This window comes from Larkinella harenae (genome assembly GCF_054780515.1).
The window spans coordinates 1,169,242-1,195,746 of record NZ_BAAGWE010000001.1; the positions used below are offsets into that span (position 1 = coordinate 1,169,242).

The following is a 26,505-nucleotide window of genomic DNA, read 5'->3' on the forward strand; positions in this document are numbered from 1 at the left end:
ATGGTTATCGGTTTATTAAATTCCTGTAATCCTTGAGCTTATCCGGGCTTCTTTGTAGATTCCATTTTGAAGCGTGTTGTCATTAGGACATCCTGATTTCGTACAACTCTTTTTGATTTTGTTACCACTATGGCGTACCGTTATTCTGTCCGGAACCTCACCTACCGTTTCGACGACTTGAAAACGCTGCTGGCAAAGGCCACTCCGTTGCGGTCGGGCGATCAGCTGGCGGGGGTAGCGGCACAAACCGCCGAGGAACGGGTGGCGGCCCAGATGGCGCTAGCCGACCTGCCGCTGACGGTTTTTCTGAACGAAGCCGTTATTCCGTACGAATCGGATGAAGTAACCCGGCTCATTATGGATTCGCACGATGCGAATGCTTTTGCTTCCATCAGCCACCTGACCGTCGGCGATTTGCGCAACTACCTGTTGTCGGACAGTGTTGACACGAACACACTGGCGGACCTGCGGTCGGGCTTACTCCCGGAGATGGTGGCGGCTGTGAGCAAATTGATGCGAAACCAGGATTTAATTACGGTAGCGGCTAAGTGTGAGGTCGTAACGCGGTTTCGGAATACGATTGGTTTAAAAGGACGGTTCTCGACGCGACTCCAACCCAACCATCCAACGGACGACTTCCGGGGCATTGCCGCCAGCATTATTGATGGGTTGTTTTACGGAAGTGGCGATGCTGTGATTGGAATCAATCCGGCTACGGATCACGTTCGTACCGTCATGCGACTCGTTGAGATGATGGATCAGATTCGACAACGGTTTGACATTCCGACGCAATCGTGCGTTTTGAGCCATATTACCACTACTTTACAGGCCATTGAACAGGGCGCGCCGGTGGATCTGGTTTTTCAGTCGATCGGTGGCACAGAAGCTGTTAATGCATCATTCGGGGTAGATCTGGCCCTGTTACGAGAGGGATTTGATGCGGGGCGTTCGTTGCAGCGGGGTTCTGTTGGTCAAAATGTCATGTATTTTGAAACGGGGCAGGGAAGTGCGCTGTCGGCGAATGCGCACCACGGCGTAGACCAGCAAACCTGCGAGGTGCGCGCGTATGCCGTTGCCCGGCTTTTTGAACCGTTGCTGGTCAATACGGTAGTCGGTTTTATCGGACCGGAATACCTGTACAATGGGAAGCAGATCATTCGGGCCGGATTGGAAGATCATTGTTGTGGAAAATTGCTGGGCCTGCCGATGGGCGTTGATATCTGCTATACCAACCACGCCGAAGCAGATCAGGATGATATGGATACTTTGCTGACCTTACTCGGCACGGCGGGCGTTAATTTTATCATGGGAATTCCTGGTGCCGACGATGTGATGCTGCACTACCAGAGCACATCCTTTCACGATGCGCTGTACGTGCGGGATTTGTGTCAGTTGCGGCCCGCACCAGAGTTTGAATCCTGGCTGTTGCGCATGGAACTGATGAACGCCGACGGAAAAATACTTCCCGTTAAAAACACCCACCGTTTACTGCAAGCTTATGAAACAACTACCTGAACAGTCCGATCCGTGGGCTTTTTTGCAGAGCCATACGTCTGCCCGGATCGCCCGGGGGCGTACGGGGCATAGCCTGCCTACGCGCGCGTTGTTGGATTTTCAGCTGGATCATGCCCGCGCCCGCGATGCTGTTTTTTCGGCGGTGGCGGTAGAGGAGCTTCTGCAAAAAATGGAAGTAATTCATCAGCCGGTTTTGCGGCTTCATAGCCAGGTGGCAGATCGATCGCAATATCTTCAACGACCGGATCTGGGCCGCAAACTGAAAACCGAAAACCTACCAGGTCTTCAAGAATGGGCAGGTTTAAACGGATTTGACCTCTGTATTGTGATCGCCGACGGTTTATCGGCCACGGCCATCAACCGTCACGCGCTGGCGGTTGTTGCCCGTTTAACAGAAGCAATCCGAAAAGTGGGCTGGACATTGGCACCAGTATGCTTGGTGGAGCAGGGGCGGGTGGCCATTGGTGACGAAATTGCGCACGCTCTGAAGGCCGAAACCGTCGTGGTGTTAATCGGCGAACGACCGGGATTGACTTCACCCGACAGCATGGGCGCTTATCTGACGTTCGGACCGAAGCCGGGGATGACTGACGAGGCACGCAACTGCATTTCCAATATCCGCCCTGAAGGATTGCCGTACGAGGCCGCTGTGCAAAAGCTGCTGTATTTGCTGACTGAGATGAGAACCCGAAAATTATCGGGCGTTCAGTTGAAGGATGAGTTTGACGACAGCCGATGGCTCCATTAGCGGAGCGGTTGTAAGGTGGCTTTCATCCGGGTAGTCAGGAAAACCTTTTTACCAGAAATCCGTTCCAGCATGGGTTTGAGAATCTTATCGGCGTTTTGCCGGGTTTGGTCCAGTATGCCGCTATTGACGGCCGACTGCCGGATCTGGCTTTCGGCCCGCCGGTATGCTTCACTGACCAGTTGGGCTTCTTCAAAAAAAGCGTATTCGGTATTGAAAACCCGCGACCGCCGGTGATCAATTTTGTAGGAACAAAGTTCGGGCTCGGGCAGGTGAACAATCAGGCTGTCACCCTGTGTGGTAATGTCCTCCGGTTTTATTTTGGTCAGGTCCAGGCAACCGACCGCTTCGCCTTCTACAATTAGCACGGCTTTGGAGTTGGGCAGCCACTCCCGCACCAGTTGGTGTTCTACAATATCCTTGAAACGGTATTTAACCAGCTCCAGCTTTCCCAATTCGGTTACTTCCTGCAAGACCACCGTCTGGGTCGTACTTTCTTTCTTCGTCAAACCACTGAAAAGCGACCAGCCACGCAGTTGCTCCCATACCACAACCAGACCAACGATGAGTAGGAGGAGAAGAAACAAACGAATTAATGTATTGAGAAAACGGGTCATAAAGAGTAGGTTAGCTGATTTACGGTTTGCAGTTTACGGTAGACGTCCATTGAGCAGAGCCTCAGATTGATTAAGATGATCAGGATTAATGATCGCAACCGTAAATTATGAATCGTAAGTCGGAGTTTATATAACGAAAAATCCCAAACCAATTGCTTAGTTTGGGACTTCAGGAAACTAATTCATCATAGGTTAGTGAAAGTTCTGCGACGCATCAACCGGTTGTTTTTCTAAATCGAACAAATCCGTCAATACATCGATCAGCGTGTCGGCTTCGCCCCGTTTGCAGGCCGCTTTCAGTTGCAAAACCGGTGCCTTCATAATTTTCTGCATGATGCTGCGCGTAATTTTCTCCACTTTCTCGGACTCTTCAGCAGTCATGTTTTTCAAATGCCGGGCAATTTCCTCTTTCCGGATTTGCTCCAGGGCATTTTTAAATTTGTTGATGGTGGGGGAAACGATCATCTCGCGCGACCAGTCATTGAAATCACCAATGGATTGATCAATAATCGCTTCGACCTGCGGAATTGACGCCATCCGACGGCTCAGGGCTTCGTCGGCCCGATTGCGGATGTGGTCGATGTTATAAAGAAGTACGCCCGGCACTTGTTCGATGTTCATGTCGACACTGCGGGGTACGGATAAATCAAAAATGTATTTGAACGTCAAGGAGTTTAGGCCCGACAATAAGTCGGCGGTAATCAGCGGTTTTTCGACCAGCACCGAGGAAATAATCACATCGGCCTTGGCAATTTCTTCCGTTAGATTCGCAAAATCGGCGACGCGGAACGAATGCTTTTCCGCCAGCGCGTCGGCTTTTGAACGAGTCCGGTTGCAGAGCGTGATCCGGGTTAGTTTGCGGGCCGCGAGGTTTTCACAGATATCTGCCCCAATCTCACCCAACCCAATAACCAGAATTGACGGGTTGGCCGAACCATGTTCTGACATGTACGGACATCCGCTGGCACCAACCAATTCTTCGATCAATTCAACGGCAGCGTACGAAACCGATGCGGCCCCGTCGCGGAAACTGGTTTCCTGCGCAACCCGTTTGTTGGTGAAGAAGATGGTGTGCATCAACCGGTGTAGGAAAGGTCCCGCCATGTCCAGATCAGCCGACCATTGATAGGCCTGTTTAACCTGGTTCGGAATCTGCATATCACCGACCACCTGCGAGTGTAACCCCGTGCAGACTTCAAACAGATGCCGGACTGCAGTGGCCTGAGTATCAAAAAAATGAAAATAAGCGAGGTAATCGTCGGTGGAAATGATTCCTTTCTCTGCGAGTAACAGGCGGGCAATGTCCTGATTTAGGTTTTGTGAAGAGGTGTAATAAACCTCCGTACGGTTGCAGGTAGAAATAACCAGTGCTTCCGTAGCTCCAAAAAACTCCCGAAGTTTGATCAGAAATTGCTTAGACTCGTCTTCGTTTAATGCAATTAGCTCTCTAACAGCCAGTGGAGCGGTTTTATGCGAAAGACTAATTGATCTAAAGAAATCGTGCATTGCTACTATTCAAATAATGCCCAAAATTACAATACAATTCTCTTACAGAAAACACTGTTGGGGTAGATTCAGTTTACTGGATACTTATTTAGAATCTCTATAAACTGTTGCAAAGTTCTCCCCTTTATATCCTATTTACAATATTATTCCGGTGAGACGGGAAATAAGCGCATTGAATTGCTCAAATTGAGCGTTATTCCGTAAGCAATGCGAAGGTACGCCCGTTACGGATGGAATAGGATGATGATGGTCAGCGGATTAACTGATAATTTTCAAGGAATGCGCAGAACGTCTGGTGGGGTTGCCTGAACCAAAAGTATATGTTAAAGTCACTCGATATATATGGTCAGCGAAATACGCTGAAAATTGTTGTTGCCCTGAATTTGCTGCTGGTTGGTACGGCTTCGCTCTTGTACACCAATAGCCTGGTGGAGAAGCTGGAAGAGCGCGAGGAGAATTATGTCCGGTTGTACGCTAAAGCCCTGATTAACATTTATAACAATGATTCCGACGAAGATGTGACCTTCATCACACAGGAGATTTTGTTCGTCAATCAGAAAAATCAGGTTGAGACTATTTACATCGACGAAACGAATACCATTGCTTATTCAAACATTGAGACCCCGCCGGGGATGACCGAGGAGGAAAAAAGGCGTCTGGAAGAAGAGGAGCTGGCGGAGATGAAAAAAGAACACAGGCCCATCGTGGTGGAGCTTGAAAACAATAAACGAGGGTTTATTTACTACCACAATTCCTCGCTGTTGACTCAACTTCGGTTTTTCCCGTACGTTCAATTAGGGGTGCTGATCACGCTCGGTTTTCTGGCTTATTTAGCCTTTAGCTCCGCCCGACGAGCCGAGCAAAACCGGGTTTGGGTTGGATTGGCCAAAGAAACCGCTCACCAATTGGGTACGCCCTTGTCGTCGCTGATGGCGTGGGTTGAATACTTCCGAACCGATCCGGCAATGGATCAATCCATTGCCGACGAAATCGAAAAAGACGTTAAACGCCTGGAAACCATCGCCACGCGATTCTCCAGCATTGGCTCTATTCCAACGCTGAAAAGCGAAGATGTTTACGAAACGGTCTATCAGTTCATTGGCTACCTTGAGAAACGGATTTCCACGAAAGTCAAAATGCACGTGGAAAATTTTCTGGTAGATGGCAAAGTGGTTAAAATTAACAAGTTGTTGTTTGAATGGGTGATCGAAAACATTTGCAAAAATGCGGTCGATGCCATGGGGGGCGTGGGTAAACTAACCATCCGGCTAATACCGCTACCGCGCAACGAAATCGCCATCGATATTACCGACACGGGTAAAGGAATCAGTAAGGCAAATTTGCAGAAAGTGTTCAATCCCGGCTACAGCACCAAAAAACGGGGGTGGGGGCTGGGGCTAACGCTGGCCAAACGGATTATCGAAGAATACCACGACGGACGGCTTTATGTCAAAAATTCTGAAGTGGGCAAAGGAACGACCTTCCGGATCTTGCTGAAGGAAAGTGTAATGGCGGAAGGGCCGATTGTGAAAGGGCAAAAAACCGTCAAGAGCAGCTGATCAGCTGCTCTTGACGAAAATTTTATAGAGGTACGGAAATTGTATCGGTTTCTACAATGTTGCTGACATTCAATTGCCGATCCCGGATACGAATGGTAAATTTAACCGGTGTCATGCGGGTGTTGCGCGTCCGTAGGAAGCTCTGCGAAAAGTCCAGTTTGCCTTCCAATGGGCTCTTCTTGTTGTCGGCTTTCAGGCGTGGAAAGAAAAGACGGTTATAAATGGGTAAATCGTAATATTCGAACTTTCCGTTGACGAGCCGGTAGGCTTTCAGTTCGTAATTGCCCCACGTTCCGTAGGCCACCGAGTCGATGTTTTGCCGCTCATCCGGTGATAAGCCCAGATCGCCGTCGCCGTCCTGAAAGCTAACGGTAATGACCACCGAGTCTTTTTCAACCTGGGAAAAGTCATCGAAAGCCGGGTATGATGTAACCGAAGGTGATCCGATGTTGGGGGTATTGCTAAAGTCGGGCGGCTCGATGCAGCAGATGACCAAAGAGGCCAATCCGAAAAAAAACAGACCATGTCGAATAAATCGCGTAGACATCGTGTTAATAGACTATCGTTCTTGTTAAATATAACTGGCTTACGTGAATAAGGCCATTTCTTCCATTACTTTGTCGTCTTCCAGCATCCGTCAGCAGCTTCGGAATCGGATTATCGGGTTAGCAGCTGAAGAGCCATCGGCGTTTGAGCCGCTCGCGCTCGATGTGTTTCAATACCAGTCCCGGTTCAATTCCATCTATGCCACCTACCTGCGGCATCTGCGGATTCAGCCTGAAAAGATACAGCGTATTGATCAGATTCCGTTTCTGCCGATTGCTTTTTTCAAACAACACACCGTTCTGACGTCTTCGGCGGAAGGGGCTGTTCCAACCAGCGGTTTACTCACTTTTGAAAGCAGCGGCACAACTGGTTCGGTCAACAGCCGCCATTATGTGCCCGATCCGGTTTTGTATGATACCGTTAGCCAACAACTCTTTGAGCGGGTTTATGGTCCACTCGACCGCTTTTATATTCTGGCCTTGTTACCGTCATACCTTGAACGAAATAACTCGTCGTTGGTGTATATGGTTCAGCGGTTTATTGAAAAAACGAGCTCGGACGTATCGGGTTTTTTTCTGCACAATACGGATGATTTGACGGCTACACTTCGGCAGCTGAGCACAGCGCCGGAACCAAACCGCAAGATCCTGCTTATCGGGGTTACGTTTGCATTGCTCGACTGGGCCGAATCCGGCACGGATTTCTCGTTTTTGCGGAGGCTTCCCGAACTGATCGTCATGGAAACCGGTGGCATGAAAGGTCGGCGGCAGGAACTAATTCGCGAAGAAGTACACGACCTGCTGACGGGCCAACTAGGTATTGAGGCCGTTCATTCTGAATACGGCATGACGGAACTTCTTTCGCAGGCGTATTCAACGGGCCAGGGGGGGTTCCGGATGTCGCCGACGCTGCGTATCCGGCTCCGCGACGTAAACGATCCCTTTCATAGTTATGAATCTTCGGAGTCGGCGAGCCGGCTGACGGGTGGAATTAATGTTATTGATCTGGCCAATCTGGATTCCTGTAGTTTTATTGAAACACAGGATTTGGGACAGTATGAAAAAGGAACACCCGATGCTTTTCGAGTCATCGGGCGTTTTGATAATTCGGATGTGCGCGGTTGCAATCTAATGGTTTTGTAGCGCGGTTTTGAGTTATTGACCAAAGCCAAAACCGCGCCTAACCGCGAATTATTTATGCGTAAGTTTCTACATCATAGCGGTTGATTTGATCACCACAAAGGATAACAAGTCGCTCAATTACGTTGCGAAGTTCGCGGACGTTGCCGGTCCAGGGGAGTGATTGAAGGTACTCCATGGCATCGGTCGTAATTTCCTTGGGCGGGGCTCCGTACTCCTCCGCAATGTCGTGCAGAAACTTTTCTGCCAACAGCGGGACGTCCTCCTGGCGATCGGCCAGGGGCGGAACATGAATCCGAATGACACTCAGCCGGTGGTACAAATCCTCGCGAAAATTACCATCTGCAATTTCTTTCCGGAGGTCTTTGTTGGTGGCAGCAATTACCCGGACATTAATTTTTATTTCCTTATCACCGCCCACGCGGGTAATTTTGTTCTCTTGCAGCGCCCGCAATACCTTGGCCTGGGCCGACAGACTCATATCGCCAATTTCATCCAGAAACAGCGTTCCGCCATCGGCCTGTTCAAACTTTCCCTGTCGCCGGGCTGCGGCACCGGTAAAGGCTCCCTTTTCGTGGCCAAACAACTCGCTCTCAATCAGTTCACTGGGAATAGCAGCGCAGTTTACCTCGATCAGTGGCATCACGGCCCGGCTGCCTTTTTCGTGGATTTGTTTGGCTACCATTTCTTTGCCGGAACCATTGGCACCCGTAATCAGAACGCGGGCTTCGGTGCGGGCTACGCGGTCGATGGTTTCTTTGACCCGGCGGATGGCGTCGGAATCGCCTACGATTTCATTGAGCTTATAAATACGCCGTTTTAGCGTTTTGGTCTCCGTAACCAGTTTTGCTTTTTCGATCGCATTGCGCACGGTTACCAGCAGGCGGTTTAGGTCGGGTGGTTTGGTGATGAAGTCGAAAGCGCCACGCTTGGTTGCTTCCACGGCATTTTCAACGTTACCGTAGGCCGAAATCATGATAAACTGAGTCCCTCTACCCATTTCGGCGGCCTTCAAAAGAAGTTCAAGGCCATCCATCTTGGGCATTTTAATGTCGCAAAGAGCAACATCGTAGCTGTTCTGCTTGATTAGATCCAGTCCTTCTTCGCCATCTTTTGCTTCGTCAACTTCGTACCCCTCATACTCTAGAATATCACGAAGTGCGTCCCGAATACTTTTTTCATCATCAACGATGATCAATCTCGCCATAGTCAGAGTGTTACTTTAATAAGAACTCCAGTTACTTGTCCGGGAAATAACTCATACGAACCTGAATTTAAACTGAAAGTAATAGAAAGGGATTTCAATTAGCAAGGGTATTTCCTTTTTTTTAGAAGGAATGAGCCAAACAGGCAGTATTTGATTTTTTTACGGGGTGTCTGGCATTGGTTTTAATATATGATACAGATATCATTTGATATAATTCTGTATTTTGTTATTAAATCATATTTTTTATAACCAGTGTTTGAAATATTGAAAGAATACCTTGTAATATCATAAAAGATGATGCAATTTACGCCAAAAGTGTCTGAAAGACACCTTATACGAGTAGCGGCCACACCCTTCTTAAATTTGCCATCTTTATTTTTAATTTCTTTTATGTATTACTCTACTTTCCTCCGAAGCCTGCTGATTATCTGGCTCATAGCTATAGTAGCTTTGGGTGCTCAGGCGCAAAACCGACAGGTAACCGGTACTGTGGTGTCCGGTAAAGATCAACAGCCCATCGCCGGGGTTTCGATTTTAATTAAGAATTCAACGGTAGGAACGACTACCGACGCAAGTGGGAAATTTTCCCTCAATGTACCGGCCAATACCACCCTCGTGTTCAGTTCTATTGGTTTCATGGCGCGTGATGTGGCCGTGGGGAACCAAACGGTGTTGACAGTAACTCTTGAAGAAGGGTTACAAAACCTTGATGAAGTCGTAGTAACGGCGCTCGGGATTAAAAAAGAAGCCAAGCGTCTGGGGTACGCAACGGCCAACGTCAGCTCCGAACAAATCACTACCAACCGTACGGTTAATTTTATGAATGCCCTGCAGGGCAAAGTGGCCGGGGTGAATATTTCCAGCCTGGGTACCGGGGCTGCCGGAACCAGTAAAATACGGATTCGGGGACAATCGTCGTTTTCCGGCCAGAACAACCCGTTGATTGTTGTGAACGGTGTGCCGATTGATAATACCAACTTTGGCCAGAACAACGGAAATACCGGTAGCGATGGCTCCATTGCTGGCCGGGATCGTAACTACTCCGACGGGGGCGATGGTCTGTCGTCCATCAACCCGGATGATATCGAAGGAATGACGGTTTTGAAAGGCGGAACGGCTGCGGCCCTGTACGGATCGCGGGCCAAAGACGGCGTCATCATGATCACCACCAAAACCAAAGGCAGCGGACAGGGCATCGGCGTCGTTTACAACACGAACTTCACGGCCGATCAGCCGCTGGACTTTACGGATTTTCAGTATGAATATGGTCAGGGCGAATACGGTGTTCGGCCCACCGCTCCGAATCCAACGACCGGCGTCTGGAGCTTTGGGGAAAAATTCAATGGACAAACCCAGGTTCTGTTCGGCGGGATAACGGTTCCGTACGAACCCGTGCGCAACCGCATCCGGAAATTTTACCGTACCGGCTCCACCTGGACCAATTCGGTTTCGGTTTCATCGGGTGGTGAAAAAGGCGGCTTTAACTTGTCGGTTTCCAATACGGACAACAAAGGCATTACGCCCAATAACACCTTCAACCGGAAAACCATCAACCTGGGCTTTAGCTACAATCTTTCGAGTAAGTTGACCGTAACCGGAACCATGAACTACTCGAACGAATACAACAAAAACCCGCCCCAGATTGCGCAGCAGGACAACAGTACGCCGACGGTTGTTTACACCATGTCGAATTCCATGCCGCTCGATGTGCTGGAGGCTAATCAAATCAATCCGGCAACGGGGAATGAATTCATCTGGTCGCGGTTTCAAAACCGTACCAATCCGTACTTTGTCCTGAGCCAGAAATTTGAAAACATCCGGCGCGACCGGCTGTTGGGCAACCTGACGGCCCGCTACAATTTCACCGACTGGCTGTACCTCCAGGGCCGCGTTGGCCAGGATTTCTGGTCGCGGGATCAGGATTATAACTTCCCAACGGGCCAGGCATCGCTGGCGGCTGCTCCAGCCGGTTTTGTAAACGGGGCTTATGTTCAGGAAGCACGTCGTTTCCGCGAGATCAACGCCGATTTCCTGATTGGGTTGAATCGTACGTTTGGAAAGGTGGGTTTAGATGTCACGCTGGGGGGCAACCAACTCTATCGCCGGAGTGATGTAAACAGCGTACTGGTAACGGATTTCATCGTGCGGGGTCTTTATATTCCGCAAAATGGCCGGGTGAAAGATCCAACCTACGGTTTGAGCGAACGGAAAGTTAATTCGTTGTACGGAGCCGCCGAATTATCGTATAATGAGTTTTTATTTTTGAACGTCACAGCGCGGAATGACTGGTTTTCGACCCTGGCACCGGGCAAGCGCAGTGTTTTGTATCCGTCCGTTACGGGAAGTTTTGTCTTTTCGCAGGCTTTCAACACCCTGCCCGGCTGGCTGAATTTTGGGAAAATCCGGGCGGCTTATGCGCAGGTGGGTAGCGATGGCGACGTGGCACCGTACTCCAACAACCTGTTTTACAGCGTAAATGCGAATTTGTTCCCGAACCCGGCGGGCCTGGGCCAACCCGTTGGTAACATCACTTCGGGTACGGTTCCCAATGCAACGTTGCGACCAAGTCGGACGGCTGAAGCGGAAGTTGGTCTTGAGCTGAAGTTGTTTAACAGCCGGCTTGGGCTGGATTTTGCCTACTATAACAAGATTACCAGCGACCAGATTGTAGCGGCTCAGACCTCCGATGCGTCGGGGTATATCAATACGTTGATTAACAGCGGTCAAAGCCGTAACCGGGGTGTTGAATTGCTGCTCACCGGAGCACCCGTTCGAACGAAAGATTTCTCCTGGGACATTACACTGAACGGTTCTTACAATGAGACGAAACTGCTGCGGTTGCTAACCGATACGCCGGGTGAACAGATTGTGGTGGGGAACGGTATTTACGTCGGTGACCTGCGGCATGTCGTTGGCCAGCCGCTGGCCCAGTTGTATACGTTTGGCTACCAGCGCGATGCTCAAGGTCGGATCATTCACGGCGGGGACGGTCTGCCCGTGCGGACAAACGCGCCGATCTCCTTTGGTTCAGCTTTGCCGAAATACATGGGCGGGATTACCAACTCATTTACGTACAAAGGCATCAACCTGTCGTTCCTGATAGATTTCAAGCTCGGCGGCAAAATGATCTCGGGAACGAACCTCAATGCTTTCCGGCACGGTTTGCAGAAAGAAACGCTGCTTGGCCGGGGCGACGCGGATAATAAAATGGTGGGCGCGGGTGTCAACGAGCGGGGCGAAGCCAATGCCGTTCGGGCTTTTGTGCAGGATTATTACTCGGTGGGTCGCTCCAAAAGCCTGGGTGAGCAGGTGGTTTACGACGCCGGTTTCTGGAAACTTCGCCAGATTTCGGTGGGCTACGACTTTACGAAAATGCTGCCCAGCCGCCTGTTTATCAAAGGAATTCGCCTGAGTGCCGTTGCTAACAACGTCGCGATCCTGAAAAAATGGGTGCCGAACATCGACCCCGAACAATTCGGTTTCAGTTCCGATAACCTGATGGGCCTCGAATCGACGGGTTTGCCTACCACCCGTAGTGTTGGCTTCAACCTGAATGTTAGATTCTAAATCGGTTTAGCGTTTAAAGTCTATAGTTTTTAGTTTAACCATCCGTGCAGAACGGCCTGAATTATAGACCAAAAATCGTAAACCAAAAACCAATTGTCATGAAAAAGAAATTCCTATATATACCATTAGTGGCGGTAATGCTGGGTGTCAGCGGTTGTGAAAAAGGGTTTGATGAGCTGAATGTCAACCCAACGGCAGCAACGTCGCTCAATCCGTTGTTTACGTTCAACAATGCGATGATTAACTCGACCTTTCCGGGGCAGACACTGGTATTCGAAAGTGCGATTGTCCAGCAGATTTTTACGCCTAATTCGGGAATTGTGGCGGGGGGAAATTACAACATCGATAACCGGGGGCCTACCGGGGCCAATACCGGAATTTGGCAACGGTATTACCGGGATGTCATTCGGTATCTGGTGGATGTGATGGATAAAACCAAAAGCGATGCCAACCGGACTAATTTGTACAACATGGCCCGGATCTGGAAAGCCTATGCGTCGATGGTGTTGACGGATAGCTACGGCGATGTACCTTATTCGCAGGCTGGGCTGGGTTTTCTGGGGGCTAATGTTACTCCTGTATACGATACGCAGGAAAGTATTTACAATGATCTGCTGAAAGAGCTGACCGAAGCTACGGCAGCTCTGGATGCGAGTAAACCCACCGAAGCCGGCGATATTATGTACGGCGGGAACATTCCGAAGTGGAAAAAACTGGGGAATTCGCTGTTGTTGCGCGCCGGAATGCGGCTCTCCAAAGTGAATCCGACGCTGGCTCAGTCAACGGCGGCCAAAGCGTTTGCGGGCGGAGTGATCACGGCGAACGCCGACAATGCCCTGATTCGGAACAACCCGAACTACCAGAATCCGGTTGGGGGAACGCTCAACTCAACGGAAGCGGCCAACTTTTACCTGACCCGCAATTTTGTCGATTACCTGCGGGCAAATGAAGATCCGCGCCTGGCTGCGATTGCGGTACGGTACGTTGGGGCGAAAAGTGGGGCTGAACAAACAGCGGCCCGCGCCAACCGCGATCCATCCGTGCAGATCGGGATGCCGCTCGGTTTTGACAACGGTACGATTCCGGCTCAGGCCACGGCAGACAAACTGGCTAGCTTTTACGATTATTCGCAGGTAGACCGGACGCGTCTGGCCCGGCTTGATGCGCCAACGTTCATGGTGACGGCGGCTCAGTCGCAGCTGCTGCTGGCCGAAGCCGCCCAACGGGGCTGGATTACGGGGAGTGCCGCTGAGTTCTACGCGGCAGGTGTAGCGGCACACATGCAGCAACTGGGTGATGCCGACGCCAATTCGGCGGTTCCGGCGGCTGCGATCACGGCCTATTTACAGAAACGCCCGTATGTTGCCGCCAGCGGTTTGGAGCAAATTAATACGCAGTATTGGCTCGCTTCTTTCCTGAATAGTCCGGAAGCGTTCGCCAATTTCCGGCGGAGCGGTTTTCCAAGGCTGACGCCCAACCCGTATCCCGGTAAGGAAATCAAGGGAAATTTCATCAACCGGATTTCTTACCCCGATTCGGAGCAATCCGTCAACAAGGCTAACCTGGATGTGGTGATTGGACGTCAGGGTCCGGATAACCTGGATACTCGTGTTTGGTGGGATAAGCAGTAAGTAAACAAAAAGGGCCGCATCTGCGGCCCTTTTTGTTTACCAGAATTTCTTATTTCTTGTACATCACCGCATCAACGGCCTCCAGCGTGCGCTTCACGTTGGGCAGAATTACTTCGATCAGCGTGGGGGCATAGGGCAGCGGCAAATCCAGGCTGTTGACCCGAATCACCGGTGCGTCCAGGTAATCGAAGGCGTTGCGTTGAATGTTGTACGTTAATTCAGACGAAATGGCAGCCAGCGGCCAGGCTTCTTCAACCACCACACACCGGTTGGTTTTCTTAACGGAGTTGATGATGGTCGCGTAGTCGATGGGGCGCACCGAACGCAGGTCGATCACTTCGGCCGAAATACCTTTCTGGGCCAGCTCTTCAGCAGCTTGCAGGGCTACTTTCATGAATTTACCAAACGAGACAATCGTCACATCGTTTCCTTCCCGCTTGATGTCGGCTTTGCCAATCGGAATCAGGTATTCTTCTTCCGGAACCTGGCCTTTGTCGCCGTACATCAGTTCAGACTCCATGAAAATAACCGGATCATTGTCGCGAATGGCTGATTTCAGCAATCCTTTGGCATCGTACGGATTCGACGGGACAACCACTTTAAGCCCCGACGTATTGGCGTACCAGTTCTCAAAGTTTTGGGAGTGTTGCGACGACAGCATCCCGGCGTTTCCGGTTGGGCCACGAAACACAATGGGGTTGGAATACTGACCACCCGACATCGACATGATCTTGGCCGAACCGTTGATGATCTGGTCGATGGCAACCAGTGAGAAGTTAAATGTCATGAATTCGATAATGGGCCGCAAACCGTTCATGGCGGCTCCGGCACCAATACCGGCAAAACCTAGTTCGGCAATGGGCGTATCGATGACCCGCTGAGGACCAAACTCGTCGAGCATGCCCTGACTGACTTTGTATGCTCCGTTGTATTCAGCCACTTCTTCGCCCATCAGGAAGACTTTCTCATCCCGGCGCATTTCTTCCGACATGGCTTCGCGAAGGGCTTCGCGGAATTGTATTTCTCTCATCGTGTGTGAGTTAGTAGTTATCGCCTTGTAAATAAACGGTCAAAAATAGGCAAAACGGGCTAAAAGAACAATTCGATTGCGCCACCATGATCAAACCAGGGGTATCAATGGGCGGCATTACCTGATTTTAGCCCGGAATTCCAAAAAGTTATACACACATTTTCAATCCGAAGTCTCCGTTCCGAACCTTTCGGTTATCTTTGCAGGCATTTAACCAGAGAAATTGTTCTCTTTATGTCGAAGACCATTCAATCAGCACTTATTTCGGTTTATTACAAAGACGGTCTGGAGCCCCTTGTTCGGCTGCTGCATCAAAACGGTGTTCTGTTGTATTCAACGGGCGGAACCCAGACGTTCATCGAGCAACTGGGCATTCCGGTAACGGCAGTGGAAGATATCACCGGCTATCCTTCCATTTTCGGCGGTCGGGTTAAAACGCTGCATCCGGTCGTGTTTGGCGGTATTCTTTACCGTCGCAATCTGGCCGAGGATGTGGCCCAGGCCAGCCGTCATGATATTAACCCAATTGACCTGGTGGTGGTTGATCTGTATCCGTTTGAAGAAACCGTTGCATCCGGAGCCTCCGACGAAGATATTATTGAAAAGATTGACATCGGCGGTATTTCACTGATTCGGGCTGCGGCCAAGAATTACGAAGACGTTCTGATTGTTTCATCGCGGAGTCAATACGCCGATCTGGTAGACCTGCTCACGGAGAAACAGGGAGCTACGGACCTGGAAGACCGTCGACGCTACGCCAAAGAAGCGTTTGCCATGTCATCGGGCTACGACCAGGCCATTCATAACTACTTTGCGAGCTCGACGCCCGATGCCGGTGATTTCCGTAAATTGCCTTCCCAATCTTTGCGCTACGGCGAAAACCCGCACCAGCAGGCAACGTTCTACGGCGACCTGAACGCCTTGTTTGAGCAGTTGAACGGAAAAGAATTATCGTACAACAACCTGGTCGATGTGGATGCCTGCGTGAGTCTGATTGATGAGTTTACGGATACCACGTTTGCGATCATTAAGCACACCAATGCCTGTGGCGTGGCAACGGCTCCCACGGCCCAGGAGGCTTACCTGAACGCGCTGGCCTGCGACCCGGTTTCGGCCTTTGGTGGGGTCATCATCACCAATGCGAAAGTTGATCTGGCTACGGCGGAAGAACTGAACAAGCTGTTCATGGAAATTCTGATTGCGCCGGAATTTGACGACGAAGCGCTGAAACTGCTGAGTTCCAAGAAAAACCGTATTCTGCTGAAGCGTAAACCGGTTGAGTTTAGCTCCAAAATGTTCAAAACCCTGCTGAACGGTGTGCTGGAGCAGGATAAAGACAATCAGACCGAAACCGCCAGCCAGTTTAAAACGGTGACGGAGAAAACCCCGACCGACAGTGAACAACGCGCATTGGAGTTTGCCCTGAAAATCTGCAAACATACCAAATCAAATACCATTGTGCTGGCCAACGACGGGCAGTTGCTGGCGAGTGGCGTCGGCCAGACCAGCCGTGTCGATGCGCTCCGGCAAGCTATTGAAAAAGCCCGGACGTTTGGCTTTGAGTTGAAAGGAGCAGTAATGGCGTCGGATGCCTTTTTCCCCTTCTCCGATTGCGTTGAAATTGCCGGCGAAGCGGGCATTACAGCGGTGGTGCAACCCGGTGGTTCCATCCGCGACAAGGACAGCATCGATGCTTGTAATCAGCGCGGCATGGCTATGGTGACTACGGGCGTTCGCCATTTCAAACATTAATATGTTATACACAATCTGGTGCGGGTTCTGGTTTCTGGCACTCTTTATTGTGCTGTTTCCGTTCATGTTTATTTTTCTGCAACGGGAAGAATGGAAACCGTATGCGCATAAAATGAATTACGTTTGGGGGCGGTTGTTTTTCTGGCTGATCGGCATGCCGATTCAGATTGAATACCGGTATCGCCCCGACCCCAAAAAAACGTATGTGTTTTGTGCGAATCACTTTTCGTATCTGGACATTGCCGTGATGGGCCTGATTCTCCGGAACTACTACGCGTTTGTCGGAAAAAGTGGCATAAAGCGAGCACCCCTGTTCGGATACATGTTTGCCAAGCTGCACATTCAGGTGGATCGGAGCCAGGCCAACAGCCGGGCGTATTCGCTCTCCAAAGGTATCCGGACGTTAAAAAGTGGCCGCAGTATCATGATTTTTCCGGAAGGTGGCATCAGAGCCAAACACCCGCCCAAAATGTTCCATCCGTTCAAAGACGGTGCCTTTACAATGGCGATTCAGCAGCAGGTGCCAATTGTACCGATTTCGTTGCTGAACAACCACGAAATTTTTCCGGACAAAAAGAAACCCCGGATGCATTGGCGACCCCTGCGGGCGGTGGTGCATCCTCCTATTGAAACCAAAGGGCTGACACAGGCCGATATTGAGCGGCTCAAGGAAGAAACGTACCGGATTATTGATGAATCCTTGATGAACCAGTCGGTCCGCGTTGCGGTCAATAATTGAAAAACCTATGAAAGTCGATCACGAAACCTTGCATAAAATTGCCCACCTGGCCCGACTTGACGTGCGGCCCGAGGAGGAGCAGCCCCTGATCGAGAGCCTGAACGACGTGCTGACCTGGATGGAACAGCTCAACGAGATCGATACCCGGGGCGTTGAGCCGTTGACGCATATTTCGGCGGAGCTGAATGTGTTGCGGGAGGACGTGGTTGCCAACCAACTGCCGCGTGAACAGGCGCTGCAAAATGCCCCGGATAAAACCGGAGAATATTTTCTGGTTCCGAAAGTGATCGAATAGAAAAGTTAGTTGGTGGACGCCCGGCTGCTACGGCGTCCACTTCCGGACTTCGCCCGTATCCGGGCATTGCTCCAGCAATTGTCGGTTGGTTTTTTGTAAAACCGGGTGAACAAACTCCGGCGCTATTTCTACCAGGGGCACCAGCGTAAACCGTCTTTCGGCCAAAAAAGGGTGGGGAATCGTCAGCGTTTCGGTTTGCTGAACGAGGTGATCAACGTAGAGTAAATCGATGTCGATGATGCGACTGCCCCATTTGTTGCGCCGGACCCGACCCAGACGGTTTTCAATGGCCTGCGTCTTGGACAGAATTTCTTCTGTCGGGAAAACGCTCAGTACTTTCAGCACCTGATTCAGGAAAGCGGGTTGATCCGTAACGCCCCAGGCAGCGGTTTCATAAAGCGCTGATTGCGCCAATACTGGTCCAACGTCGGTTTGAATGTATTCCCGGGCTTGGTGGAGGGTTGCGGCCCGATCGCCCAGATTGGCACCCAACAGCAGAAAAACCGTATACGTAGTCATGCATCAAAAGCCAATGGGGCGGTTTTTCTTCTTGGTAAAATGAACCTCTTCCTCCTGGTGGTAAATATCTGCCAGGGTCATTGGCTGGGTCGTACGGTATTCGAGGCCCCGCTCCGCTAACAAACGGTTCGCCTTTTCAACCGCCAGTTCCAAAAATTCGTAGCGGGCAATCAGCCGTCCTTTCCGCAGCAGAGCCGGATCAAGCCGGTTGATATCGGTATTGAATGTGCAGATAATCTGAATCGCCAGGCAGTCGGCCAGCAGGCCATCGGTCAGGTTGAGTAGGTTCGAGACGGCCGCATTCCGGACATCCGTTTCGCGGTCTGTCAGCACTTGTTCGGCTTCTTCAATGACCAGAATGGAATTTCGCTGTTCGAGCAGGAAAGGAATAAAACCGGGCTGTGTCATCACCTCAACCAACTGGGGTGGCAATACCAGAATCTGTTTGGAAAGTTGCGTAGTCAGGTGGCGGATCAGGTTGGTTTTTCCGGTTCCCGGTTTACCATGCAGAATGATCAGTCCTTTTTCACCCGTTGTATTGAGCCGCGTGGTTAGTTTTTCGTAAACCGGGACCAGGTCGTCGTTGTAATGTTTTTCCAGTTCAAGTGGCAACAGTTTGAGCTGCGTTTCTTCCACCACCAGTTCGTTATACTGCTGCGTAATAAGTCCGACCTTGCCCAGCGAATTATCCGGATCAGGGATCTTATGCGCATCCAGCCCTGTCAGCACCCGATCGAGTGTTGCACGGTTGGTATAGCCGCCGAGTACGGAATAGGCCTTCATGGCGGGTAGATAATGCAACCGCAGCAAAATGCCGTCTGGATGCGACCAGAACGAATGCTCTTCCTGCTTGGTAAACAGCTCGGTTCGTTCGTGAACTTTGACAAACTGCTGCTGCGTCAGGAAATCGGGCAGCGTATTTTCAAATTGGTGGCGGCAGATAAGCTGGTTCGGAAACGTCCCAAACTGGTGGACGAAATAATACACATTCGGGAAATCGTCGTCGTCGGGCGAGAACTTATACTGATCGGCAGGTAGCTTCCATGACATGCCGTAAATTTCGCTCAATACGCGCAAACCTGCAAAAAAACCGTATAAAAGGGTTTAATGGAAGGAAGGTGCCGGGTGCGATGGGGAGTGCGGACGTTGAAAAAAACGGATAATCCAGACGATGGCTGCAACAACAGCACCGACAATGGCCACCAGCGGCACTGAACCGTTGCCCTGCTGACCAGCCGCAATAGCGGCATACGCCCAGATAAAAACCAGCAGGTAGGAGAAGCTCCGCATCCGGTAAAAGACAAACAGTCCAATAGCCAGTCCAGTACCAATCAAAATTTGCGCCCATACAGGTCCACTAATGCCCCAACCGTTCCAGCCGCTGGATTCGAGCCAGACGCAAATATTGGCGATGGTCGCCACCGTTACCCAGCCAAAATACAGTCCAAACGGCACGCGGGCCAGCCAGCTTTCTGCCGTAGGCACTTCCGGCGCATTCAACCGAAGGCCGAAGTTGATGCCATAGAGCGTATATAAAATACCGATGATGAAAAGAACGGAAACAAAAAGCCATTCATTTTGAAAAATGGGCAGCCATAAGCTGTTAAACAAACCGTTCAGCATCACCAGCGGTCGGATAGCCCGAAACCGTGGATTGGTTCGTTGTGAAGGAAGAGCCTGGTAAACCGCAAAACCGATCAAACCAAGGTAGATTACGCCCCAGATGGAAAAAGCAAAACCGGCCGGGGTGAAATCCGTAAAATGTTTATCCGAAACCTGGCCGTTGGTTTGCCCGCCAAACGGCAGCGCGTTCGACAGGTAATTCATGATGATGGTTGAAATGATTATGAAAACAACCAGTATCTGTTGAATTTTATCACTTTTCATAACAAACGGGTTTACAGTTTTCGGTATTTGGTTTACAGCGGCTGATGCAATGAGGCAAGGGCTTTTCTGTAAACCGAAAACCGTAAACCATAAACCCGTTTGGGAAGCGAAGGTTTTACGTGGTTTTTAGAAACTCAGAATCTTAAACTCGGTCCGGCGGTTCCGCTGGTGTTCGTCTTCCGTTTTGGCGGCTTTCACAATCAACTGGGTTTCGCCGTATCCTTTGGCAATCAGGCGATCGGCCTCAATGCCTTTCGAAACAATGTAATCCACTGCGGCTTTGGCCCGGTTTTGCGACAGGCGCATGTTGTAGGCGTCGGGCGCGCGAACGTCGGTGTGCGAACTCAACTCGATTTTTAGCGTCGGGTTGTCTTTCAGAATGGTTACCAACTTATCCAGCTCTTCGGCAGCATCGGGCCGGATGTTGTACTTATCCAGATCGTAGTAAATATTTTCGAGCACGAAGGTTTTGCCGAGTGTTACTTTGTCCAGCAGAATCGGGACCTCATACGTGGTATCGGTTTCGGCTTTTTTCAGGAAAATAGGCGGGATACTCCGGCCCTGCATGGTGAACGACTCCCGTTTGGTCAGATAACCGGGCCGTTCGACCAGAATGGTATAGTCTTTTCCTTCCTTGAGCGGGTATTTTCCGAACGTACCGGGAGCACTCGTCAGGACTTCGCCAATGGGGGTTTCAACCCCGTCTTCGATAATGCGAACTTTAGCGGAATCGAGCGGAGCCTGGGGGGAGGCATTTTCCGAAACTGTACCGGCAATGAAATACCGTACGATTTTCGGTGCTTCGGTTGGTGGCGTTGTCGCAATCGGTGGATTATCGGTGCTGCTTTCCGAATCGTCAAAGTAGTAAATGTCGTCATCGCCCTTGCCACCCTCACGGTTGGAGGAGAAGTACCCTTTGTGGTTATCAACCAGCACCAGACCGAAATCATCGGCGGGCGAGTTGATCGGAACGCCCAGGTTTTCGACCGAAATGACGCCCTGGGAACGGGTCGCTACGAAAAGATCAAGCTTACCCAGACCCGGATGACCGTCAGAAGCAAAATACAACTTACCGTCTTCGGCAACGTACGGGAACATTTCGTCGCCCGGGGTATTGATGTCGCGACCCATGTTGACCGGTCGGCTGAATCGGCCGGAAGCATCCATGTTGGTACGATACAAGTCAATCCCGCCCACTGAGCCGGCCCGATTGGAAGCAAAATAGAGCGTTTTCCCGTCAGCCGAAAAGGCGGGGCTACCGTCCCAGGCCGTTGAATCGCTGATGGGCAGGCGCTGGGGTTCGCTCCAGACATTGTCGGCCAACCGGCTAATGTAGAGGTCCACATCCAGGCCACCTTTGCGTTTCCCGTTATTGCCCCGGGCAAAAATCATGGTTTTGCCGTCTTTCGAGAAGGCGGGTGTACCTTCGTTGGCGTCTTCTTTGAAGATCGTAGCGCTAAACTTTTCCGGATTGTTGCCGGTTTCGTCGGGTTTCTGGGCCAGTTTAATTTTGTACAAACCGGTCATGGGCAAACCGTTATTTTTGTAAACCTTTTCCTTGCGAGACGACGTAAACACCAGCTCATCCCCCCGAATTACCGGTGCGTATTCTGATCCTGGCGAATTCAGATTACCGATATTCTTGGGCTGATAAGCAATTTTCTTCTGGCTGATGACATCAATGGCTCGTAATGTTTCGGCTTCGCGCCGGGCTTTTTCCAGATTAACCTTATTCGTGGGTTTGGACGAAATGTATTGCGTCAACTGGGCCAGGGCTTCGGGGTAGTTTCCCTGAGCTTTCAGGGCATAGGCATAATACATTTTGGCATTGGCTTCCGTCGTGCCGGCTTCAATGGACTTCTGGTAAAAAGGAGCCGCTTGCGGAAAGCGGTTCGAGAGTCGGTACGATTCGGCAAGCAGGTAGTTCAGCCGGGCCACATCGTCCACGCCTTTTCCATTAGCGGCTTTTTGCAGATTATCAATGGCCAGGTTGTATTCTCCCTGTTCGAACTGACGAACACCCTTTTTATAGACCTGCATGGCAGAATTGCAACCGGCCAGCCCAATAGCTAACCCCAGCGCTACCAGCAGGGAAGAGGAGGTACTGATTTTCATATAGTTTCAGCAACGGTAATGCATGTAGATTGCCAAGTTAGTGATTTATCGCTTGGCTCTACATTTTAACGAATAGAAGTTGATTTTATTGGCCCTCTGATGACGCGAAAACCGGGTGGGCGTATACGAAAAAATCCTGCCGGTGATGGACAGGATTTTTGTAAAAGATGCAATTGAATAGAAAACGCCAAGCCTGCCCAAATAGTTTAGGGTTTGAAAAATAGTTGCTTTATTTTTCAAAATAAATGATGAATTCCGCGTTTCGCCCCTATGAGTAGCAAAAAGTACGGATCTGGACCAACTTTTGGGCGAAACCAGGTGTGGAATCGTGCACAAAATCATACGGATAATTCCGGAAAACCTATCTTTGTGCTAACGATATTATATGAGTGGATTTAAGAAGTTAGCGAGTGATACCGCTCTGTATGGCATGAGTACCATCCTGGGACGAATGCTGTACTGGTTGATGGTGCCATTACACACCCGGATTTTCGAACGCACCGGCGAAATGGCTTCCAATGTGGAGTTTTTTTCCTACGTACCGATCCTCTTGTTGGTCTACACCTTGAGTCTGGAAACGGCCTTCTTTCGCTACGCTGCCCGGCAAAAAGAAAACAAACAGCAGGTTTTTAATGAAACCTTGAGCATTGTGTTGCTACTGAGCACCGTTTCAACGGTGTTGATAACGACTTTGTCAACTCAGATTGCGGACTGGCTCGATTACCCCGGTCAGCAGTTGTTTATTACCTGGGTTGCGCTGATTGCGGCAACCGACGCCATTGTTGCCATCCCGTTTGCCCGTTTGCGGGTGGAGAACAAAGCTCGCCAGTTTGTCAAGGTAAAGTTGATCAATATCTCGATCAATGTCGCTTTAAACGTCTTTTTCCTGGTGGTCTGCCCGCAGATTTACAATGGCGAATACCTGCTTTTCCTGCAACCCTTCGTGGATCTGTTCTACGATCCTTCCATTGGGCCGGGGTATATTTTTCTGGCAAACCTGATTGCGAATCTGCTTTATTTCCCGTTGCTGCGGAAAGCATTTGCGGGTTTCCGGTTTCAGTTTGACCTACCGCAGGTAAAGGTGTTGCTGGCGTATTCATTTCCGCTGATGCTGACTACGTTGGCGGGCAACGTCAACACACTCACTGACCGCTGGTTTTTGCGTCCGTTGTTGCCGGAAGGTTTCTATCCGGGCCTAACTTCGGAGGATGTGCTGGGGATTTACGGAAACTGTTACAAACTGTCTATTTTCATGGCCTTGGCCATTCAGTCGTTCAAGTTTGCCGCCGACCCGTTCTTCTTTTCCCGCGCCGAAGATAAAAATGCCCCCGGTTTGCTGGCCGAAGTCAACAAATGGTTCGTGATCGTTTGCGTGATGATCTGGGTGGGCATCAGTTTGAACCTGGATTGGATCGGTTTGTTCATCGGAAAAACGTACCGGCAGGGGCTGGGTGTCGTACCAATTCTTTTGTTGGCGAACTTGGTGCTGGGCGTGTACTACAACATTTCGTTCTGGTTCAAACTGAGCGACAAAACCGTATACGGAACGATCATTACCGCCTTGGGCGCGGGGGTAACGGTTTTACTCAATGTATTGCTGATCCCCATTATGGGCTACACGGGCTGTGCGGTGGCATTTCTGGTCTCCAGCATTGTGATGTGTGTCACCTGCTACTTACTGGGCGAAAAGCATTATCCGGTTCCCTACGATGTATCATCGGCGTTGATCTACGTATTCAGTGGGGCGTTACTCATTTATCTGGCGTCGCAGATTGAAATCTCCAATCTTTGGCTTTCGGTGCCTTACCACCTGGCCTTGTTTATCTTGTTCGTTGGCGTTATGCTCGTAATGGAACGAAAAACCGTTATGCCCTTGCTGGCGCGCGTCCAAAATCGGGGTAGCAAGCCGGTGAGGAAATCAGAAAACGGGTAAAGTGATCCGAAAGGTGGAGCCGTTGCCCGACTGACTCTCAACCGTCAGCGTGCCGTTGTGACCTTTGGTAATGATATCGTAACTGAGCGAAAGCCCCAGACCGGTCCCTTCGCCGGTGGGCTTGGTCGTAAAGAACGGCTGAAAAAGCTTTTGTTTGACGGTTTCGGTCATGCCCATGCCATTGTCGATCACCCGGATTTCGACGTTTTTCTCAACGGTTTTTGTTTGAACTGTAACCATTGGTTTGTAAGGAGCCGATGTACTTTTCTGTTTCTCCTGAACGGCATAAAACGCGTTATTGAATAGATTCAGCAGAACCCGTCCGATTTCCTGCGGTACCATTGTAACCAGACCCACCGCCGGGTCGAAGTTGGTGATTAATTCGCAGTTGAACGTATTGTCTTTCGCGCGCAAACCGTGGTAGGCTAGCCGCAGGTATTCGTCGCACAGGGCGTTAAGTTGGCCCGGCTGCCGCTCGCCCGCACTGGTGCGAGAGTGAGCCAGCATGCTTTGAACGATGTGACTGGCTCGACTACCGTGGTGCGTGATTTTCTCCAAATTCAGCTTCAGGTCTCCCAAAAGCTCTTTTTCCAACTCGGTGTCGCGATCCGGTTTTTGTTGCTCTTCTTCCAGTTCGCTCAACAGTTCGGCGCTGACTTCCGAAAAGTTGTTAACGAAATTCAACGGGTTTTGAATTTCGTGGGCAATACCGGCGGTCAATTCGCCCAGCGACGCTAGTTTCTCTTTCTGAATCAGCTGATTCTGGGTGGTTTTCAGCTCTTCCAGGGAGGTTTGTAGCTGGGCTGTGCGCTCCTTTACCTGGTGTTCCAGGAGTTCGTTCTGGCTGGCAATAATACGGTTTCGTTCAATTTCCTGCTCTTTTTCCAGTTGTTCTTTCTCAATAGCCTGTTGGGCCACCCGCTTGCGGATCAGGTTGTAACGGTTCAGCAACGCCCCCGAAAAGAACAGAATCAGCCAGGCAAAGCAGGCACTCTCGTAGTACGTGGAATTTTGCCAGGCCCAAGTTGGAACTGCAACACTGAAGAACCGGCCTAATAAGTGCGTCATCAGGGTAAAGAGCCAGAGAACAAAGAGAGGAGTAACGGCCAGTAGTGCGTAACGGGCATCGAGCGAACCGCGTCGGATCATATTCAGGATGCCGACCGCCAGCAGCATGTAAACAACCCGAATCAGGATTTCGAGCGTGGTATCCATGAATGAAGGCGAAAGACCCGGGAACTGGTAGATGAAAAACTGCAGCACGTTCATCAGCGCCGTGAAAAGCAGAACGAAGGTGATTGATTTGTTCAATCGGGCTAAGGCAGGAACGGGCTGGATAAACTTTCGGATCGATTCAATAAAAAATGCGAAGAAAATGAGGAAGAAGAAGGAGCGGAGTAATTTGAACCAATACGGATGTTCGGGAAAAAACGCTAACTGAAGATTGTATTCGTTCCGGTCGAAGGTAAAAAACAACAGGCAGATCGCAAAGTAGAGATAAACCGTATCCCGAATCGAAAAAAAGATGTACAAATTGTAACTGATCGCCAGGAAAAGAACGCCAATCATGATCCCCTCAAAAAAATAATCTTTCCACTCATTGTCTACCCGAAACGCTTTGTAAATGGAGTAAATGCGGTTATTTTCAGTTTGAATGTAGGGCGAAATATAGGTTGGAGGAGACTGCCAAAAGGTGTTTTCTGTGCGTTGGTAGAGCGTGATTTGCTGGCCCGGTGCTAGCCGAAAAAATAAACGATTCCGCTCTGCACTACCGTTGTGCACCGGCAGCTGGCTTCTTGGAATGAGTTCGCCGGTCCGCTGGTGGTGCCAGGTGTCGCCGGCAGCCCGCGTATAGAGGTCGAAGTAAGCTACATTGAATTGGCAGAGAAATAATTTTAGCTCATGATCCAGCGTATTTTTGATTTGCATCCGGATCCAGTAGACGTGCGCCTTCCGGTTGGGATTATAGCGGGAGTCGAACCGAAAATCCGGACTGCGCTGCACCTGGTCAAAGGTCATCGTGCCCGTCCGGTCTTCCAACGTCTGAAAATAAGTGGTATCAAGCAGAATCAGCCCCGTATCCGATTTCATTTCGTAAACCGGTGGCCAGTTTTGCTGCGCCAGTGCGGTAGACGAAATACCCAGCCAGCAGACCAGAATGGCCCTGAAGACGATCGCTGAATAACGCTGAACCCGTTTCACA

20 protein-coding genes are annotated in these 26,505 nt (G+C 50.4%); 10 read left to right on the forward strand and 10 right to left on the reverse strand.

Annotation, left to right across the window (positions count from 1 at the left end):
• The first annotated feature begins 129 nt into the window (after positions 1 to 129).
• Complete coding sequence (locus ACYVH9_RS04750; RefSeq protein ID WP_460635148.1) at positions 130 to 1,515, forward strand: ethanolamine ammonia-lyase subunit EutB; 1,386 nt, start codon at positions 130 to 132, stop codon at positions 1,513 to 1,515.
• Positions 1,499 to 2,263: an ethanolamine ammonia-lyase subunit EutC gene (gene eutC / locus ACYVH9_RS04755; RefSeq protein ID WP_460635149.1), complete on the forward strand. Its 765-nt coding sequence runs from the start codon at positions 1,499 to 1,501 to the stop codon at positions 2,261 to 2,263. Before ACYVH9_RS04750 ends, eutC begins: the two co-directional genes overlap by 17 nt.
• On the opposite strand, the gene ACYVH9_RS04760 is transcribed toward eutC, so the two are convergent.
• Positions 2,260 to 2,877, reverse strand: a complete 618-nt coding sequence (locus ACYVH9_RS04760; RefSeq protein ID WP_460635150.1) for a DUF4230 domain-containing protein — start codon at positions 2,875 to 2,877, stop codon at positions 2,260 to 2,262. The genes eutC and ACYVH9_RS04760 overlap by 4 nt on opposite strands.
• A 192-nt stretch (positions 2,878 to 3,069) precedes the next feature.
• A complete protein-coding gene (gene hemA, locus ACYVH9_RS04765; RefSeq protein ID WP_460635151.1) occupies positions 3,070 to 4,383 on the reverse strand; it encodes a glutamyl-tRNA reductase in 1,314 nt (437 codons plus the stop codon).
• Between the two features lie 320 nt (positions 4,384 to 4,703).
• Here hemA and ACYVH9_RS04770 point away from each other — a divergent pair, with 320 nt between their 5' ends.
• Positions 4,704 to 5,942 carry a sensor histidine kinase gene (locus ACYVH9_RS04770; protein WP_460635152.1) on the forward strand — a complete coding sequence of 413 codons (1,239 nt, stop codon included), beginning with the start codon at positions 4,704 to 4,706 and terminating at the stop codon, positions 5,940 to 5,942.
• Positions 5,943 to 5,964: 22 nt separating this feature from the next.
• On the opposite strand, the gene ACYVH9_RS04775 is transcribed toward ACYVH9_RS04770, so the two are convergent.
• The gene (locus ACYVH9_RS04775; protein WP_460635153.1) at positions 5,965 to 6,489 is read right to left on the reverse strand and encodes a hypothetical protein; all 525 of its coding nucleotides are present in this window, start codon (positions 6,487 to 6,489) and stop codon (positions 5,965 to 5,967) included.
• 43 nt (positions 6,490 to 6,532) lie between these two features.
• Between ACYVH9_RS04775 and ACYVH9_RS04780 the strand changes: the two genes are divergently transcribed.
• Positions 6,533 to 7,630 (forward strand): LuxE/PaaK family acyltransferase, encoded by a 1,098-nt coding sequence (locus ACYVH9_RS04780; RefSeq protein WP_460635154.1) that lies wholly within the window; start codon positions 6,533 to 6,535, stop codon positions 7,628 to 7,630.
• Positions 7,631 to 7,682: 52 nt separating this feature from the next.
• On the opposite strand, the gene ACYVH9_RS04785 is transcribed toward ACYVH9_RS04780, so the two are convergent.
• On the reverse strand, positions 7,683 to 8,834 hold the full coding sequence (locus ACYVH9_RS04785) for a sigma-54-dependent transcriptional regulator (protein WP_460635155.1): 1,152 nt from the start codon (positions 8,832 to 8,834) through the stop codon (positions 7,683 to 7,685).
• 390 nt (positions 8,835 to 9,224) lie between these two features.
• Between ACYVH9_RS04785 and ACYVH9_RS04790 the strand changes: the two genes are divergently transcribed.
• The gene (locus tag ACYVH9_RS04790; protein ID WP_460635156.1) at positions 9,225 to 12,401 is read left to right on the forward strand and encodes a SusC/RagA family TonB-linked outer membrane protein; all 3,177 of its coding nucleotides are present in this window, start codon (positions 9,225 to 9,227) and stop codon (positions 12,399 to 12,401) included.
• A gap of 98 nt (positions 12,402 to 12,499) precedes the next feature.
• Positions 12,500 to 14,032 (forward strand): SusD/RagB family nutrient-binding outer membrane lipoprotein, encoded by a 1,533-nt coding sequence (locus ACYVH9_RS04795; protein ID WP_460635157.1) that lies wholly within the window; start codon positions 12,500 to 12,502, stop codon positions 14,030 to 14,032.
• 49 nt (positions 14,033 to 14,081) lie between these two features.
• On the opposite strand, the gene ACYVH9_RS04800 is transcribed toward ACYVH9_RS04795, so the two are convergent.
• Positions 14,082 to 15,062 (reverse strand): pyruvate dehydrogenase complex E1 component subunit beta, encoded by a 981-nt coding sequence (locus ACYVH9_RS04800; RefSeq protein WP_460635158.1) that lies wholly within the window; start codon positions 15,060 to 15,062, stop codon positions 14,082 to 14,084.
• A gap of 234 nt (positions 15,063 to 15,296) precedes the next feature.
• Between ACYVH9_RS04800 and purH the strand changes: the two genes are divergently transcribed.
• The 3 genes from purH to gatC are packed head-to-tail and all read left to right on the forward strand — an operon-like array spanning position 15,297 to position 17,848.
• Positions 15,297 to 16,814 (forward strand): bifunctional phosphoribosylaminoimidazolecarboxamide formyltransferase/IMP cyclohydrolase, encoded by a 1,518-nt coding sequence (gene purH / locus ACYVH9_RS04805; RefSeq protein WP_460635159.1) that lies wholly within the window; start codon positions 15,297 to 15,299, stop codon positions 16,812 to 16,814.
• A 1-nt stretch (position 16,815) separates the two neighbouring features.
• The gene (locus ACYVH9_RS04810) at positions 16,816 to 17,553 is read left to right on the forward strand and encodes a lysophospholipid acyltransferase family protein (protein ID WP_460635160.1); all 738 of its coding nucleotides are present in this window, start codon (positions 16,816 to 16,818) and stop codon (positions 17,551 to 17,553) included.
• 7 nt (positions 17,554 to 17,560) lie between these two features.
• Entirely contained in the window at positions 17,561 to 17,848 is a 288-nt protein-coding gene (gatC, locus tag ACYVH9_RS04815; protein WP_460635161.1) for an Asp-tRNA(Asn)/Glu-tRNA(Gln) amidotransferase subunit GatC, read from the forward strand.
• Between the two features lie 27 nt (positions 17,849 to 17,875).
• On the opposite strand, the gene folK is transcribed toward gatC, so the two are convergent.
• From folK to ACYVH9_RS04835, 4 genes are all read right to left on the reverse strand, one after another.
• Positions 17,876 to 18,367 carry a 2-amino-4-hydroxy-6-hydroxymethyldihydropteridine diphosphokinase gene (gene folK / locus ACYVH9_RS04820; RefSeq protein ID WP_460635162.1) on the reverse strand — a complete coding sequence of 164 codons (492 nt, stop codon included), beginning with the start codon at positions 18,365 to 18,367 and terminating at the stop codon, positions 17,876 to 17,878.
• Positions 18,368 to 18,370: 3 nt separating this feature from the next.
• Entirely contained in the window at positions 18,371 to 19,417 is a 1,047-nt protein-coding gene (locus ACYVH9_RS04825) for an AAA family ATPase (RefSeq protein ID WP_460635163.1), read from the reverse strand.
• 54 nt (positions 19,418 to 19,471) lie between these two features.
• A complete protein-coding gene (locus ACYVH9_RS04830) occupies positions 19,472 to 20,254 on the reverse strand; it encodes a TspO/MBR family protein (RefSeq protein ID WP_460635164.1) in 783 nt (260 codons plus the stop codon).
• Positions 20,255 to 20,380: 126 nt separating this feature from the next.
• On the reverse strand, positions 20,381 to 22,369 hold the full coding sequence (locus tag ACYVH9_RS04835) for an OmpA family protein (RefSeq protein WP_460635165.1): 1,989 nt from the start codon (positions 22,367 to 22,369) through the stop codon (positions 20,381 to 20,383).
• 385 nt (positions 22,370 to 22,754) lie between these two features.
• On the opposite strand from ACYVH9_RS04835, the gene ACYVH9_RS04840 reads away from it, so the two are divergent.
• The gene (locus tag ACYVH9_RS04840) at positions 22,755 to 24,302 is read left to right on the forward strand and encodes a polysaccharide biosynthesis protein (RefSeq protein ID WP_460635166.1); all 1,548 of its coding nucleotides are present in this window, start codon (positions 22,755 to 22,757) and stop codon (positions 24,300 to 24,302) included.
• On the opposite strand, the gene ACYVH9_RS04845 is transcribed toward ACYVH9_RS04840, so the two are convergent.
• Entirely contained in the window at positions 24,288 to 26,504 is a 2,217-nt protein-coding gene (locus tag ACYVH9_RS04845) for a sensor histidine kinase (RefSeq protein WP_460635167.1), read from the reverse strand. The two genes, ACYVH9_RS04840 and ACYVH9_RS04845, sit on opposite strands and share 15 nt — an antisense overlap.
• Position 26,505: the final 1 nt, after the last annotated feature.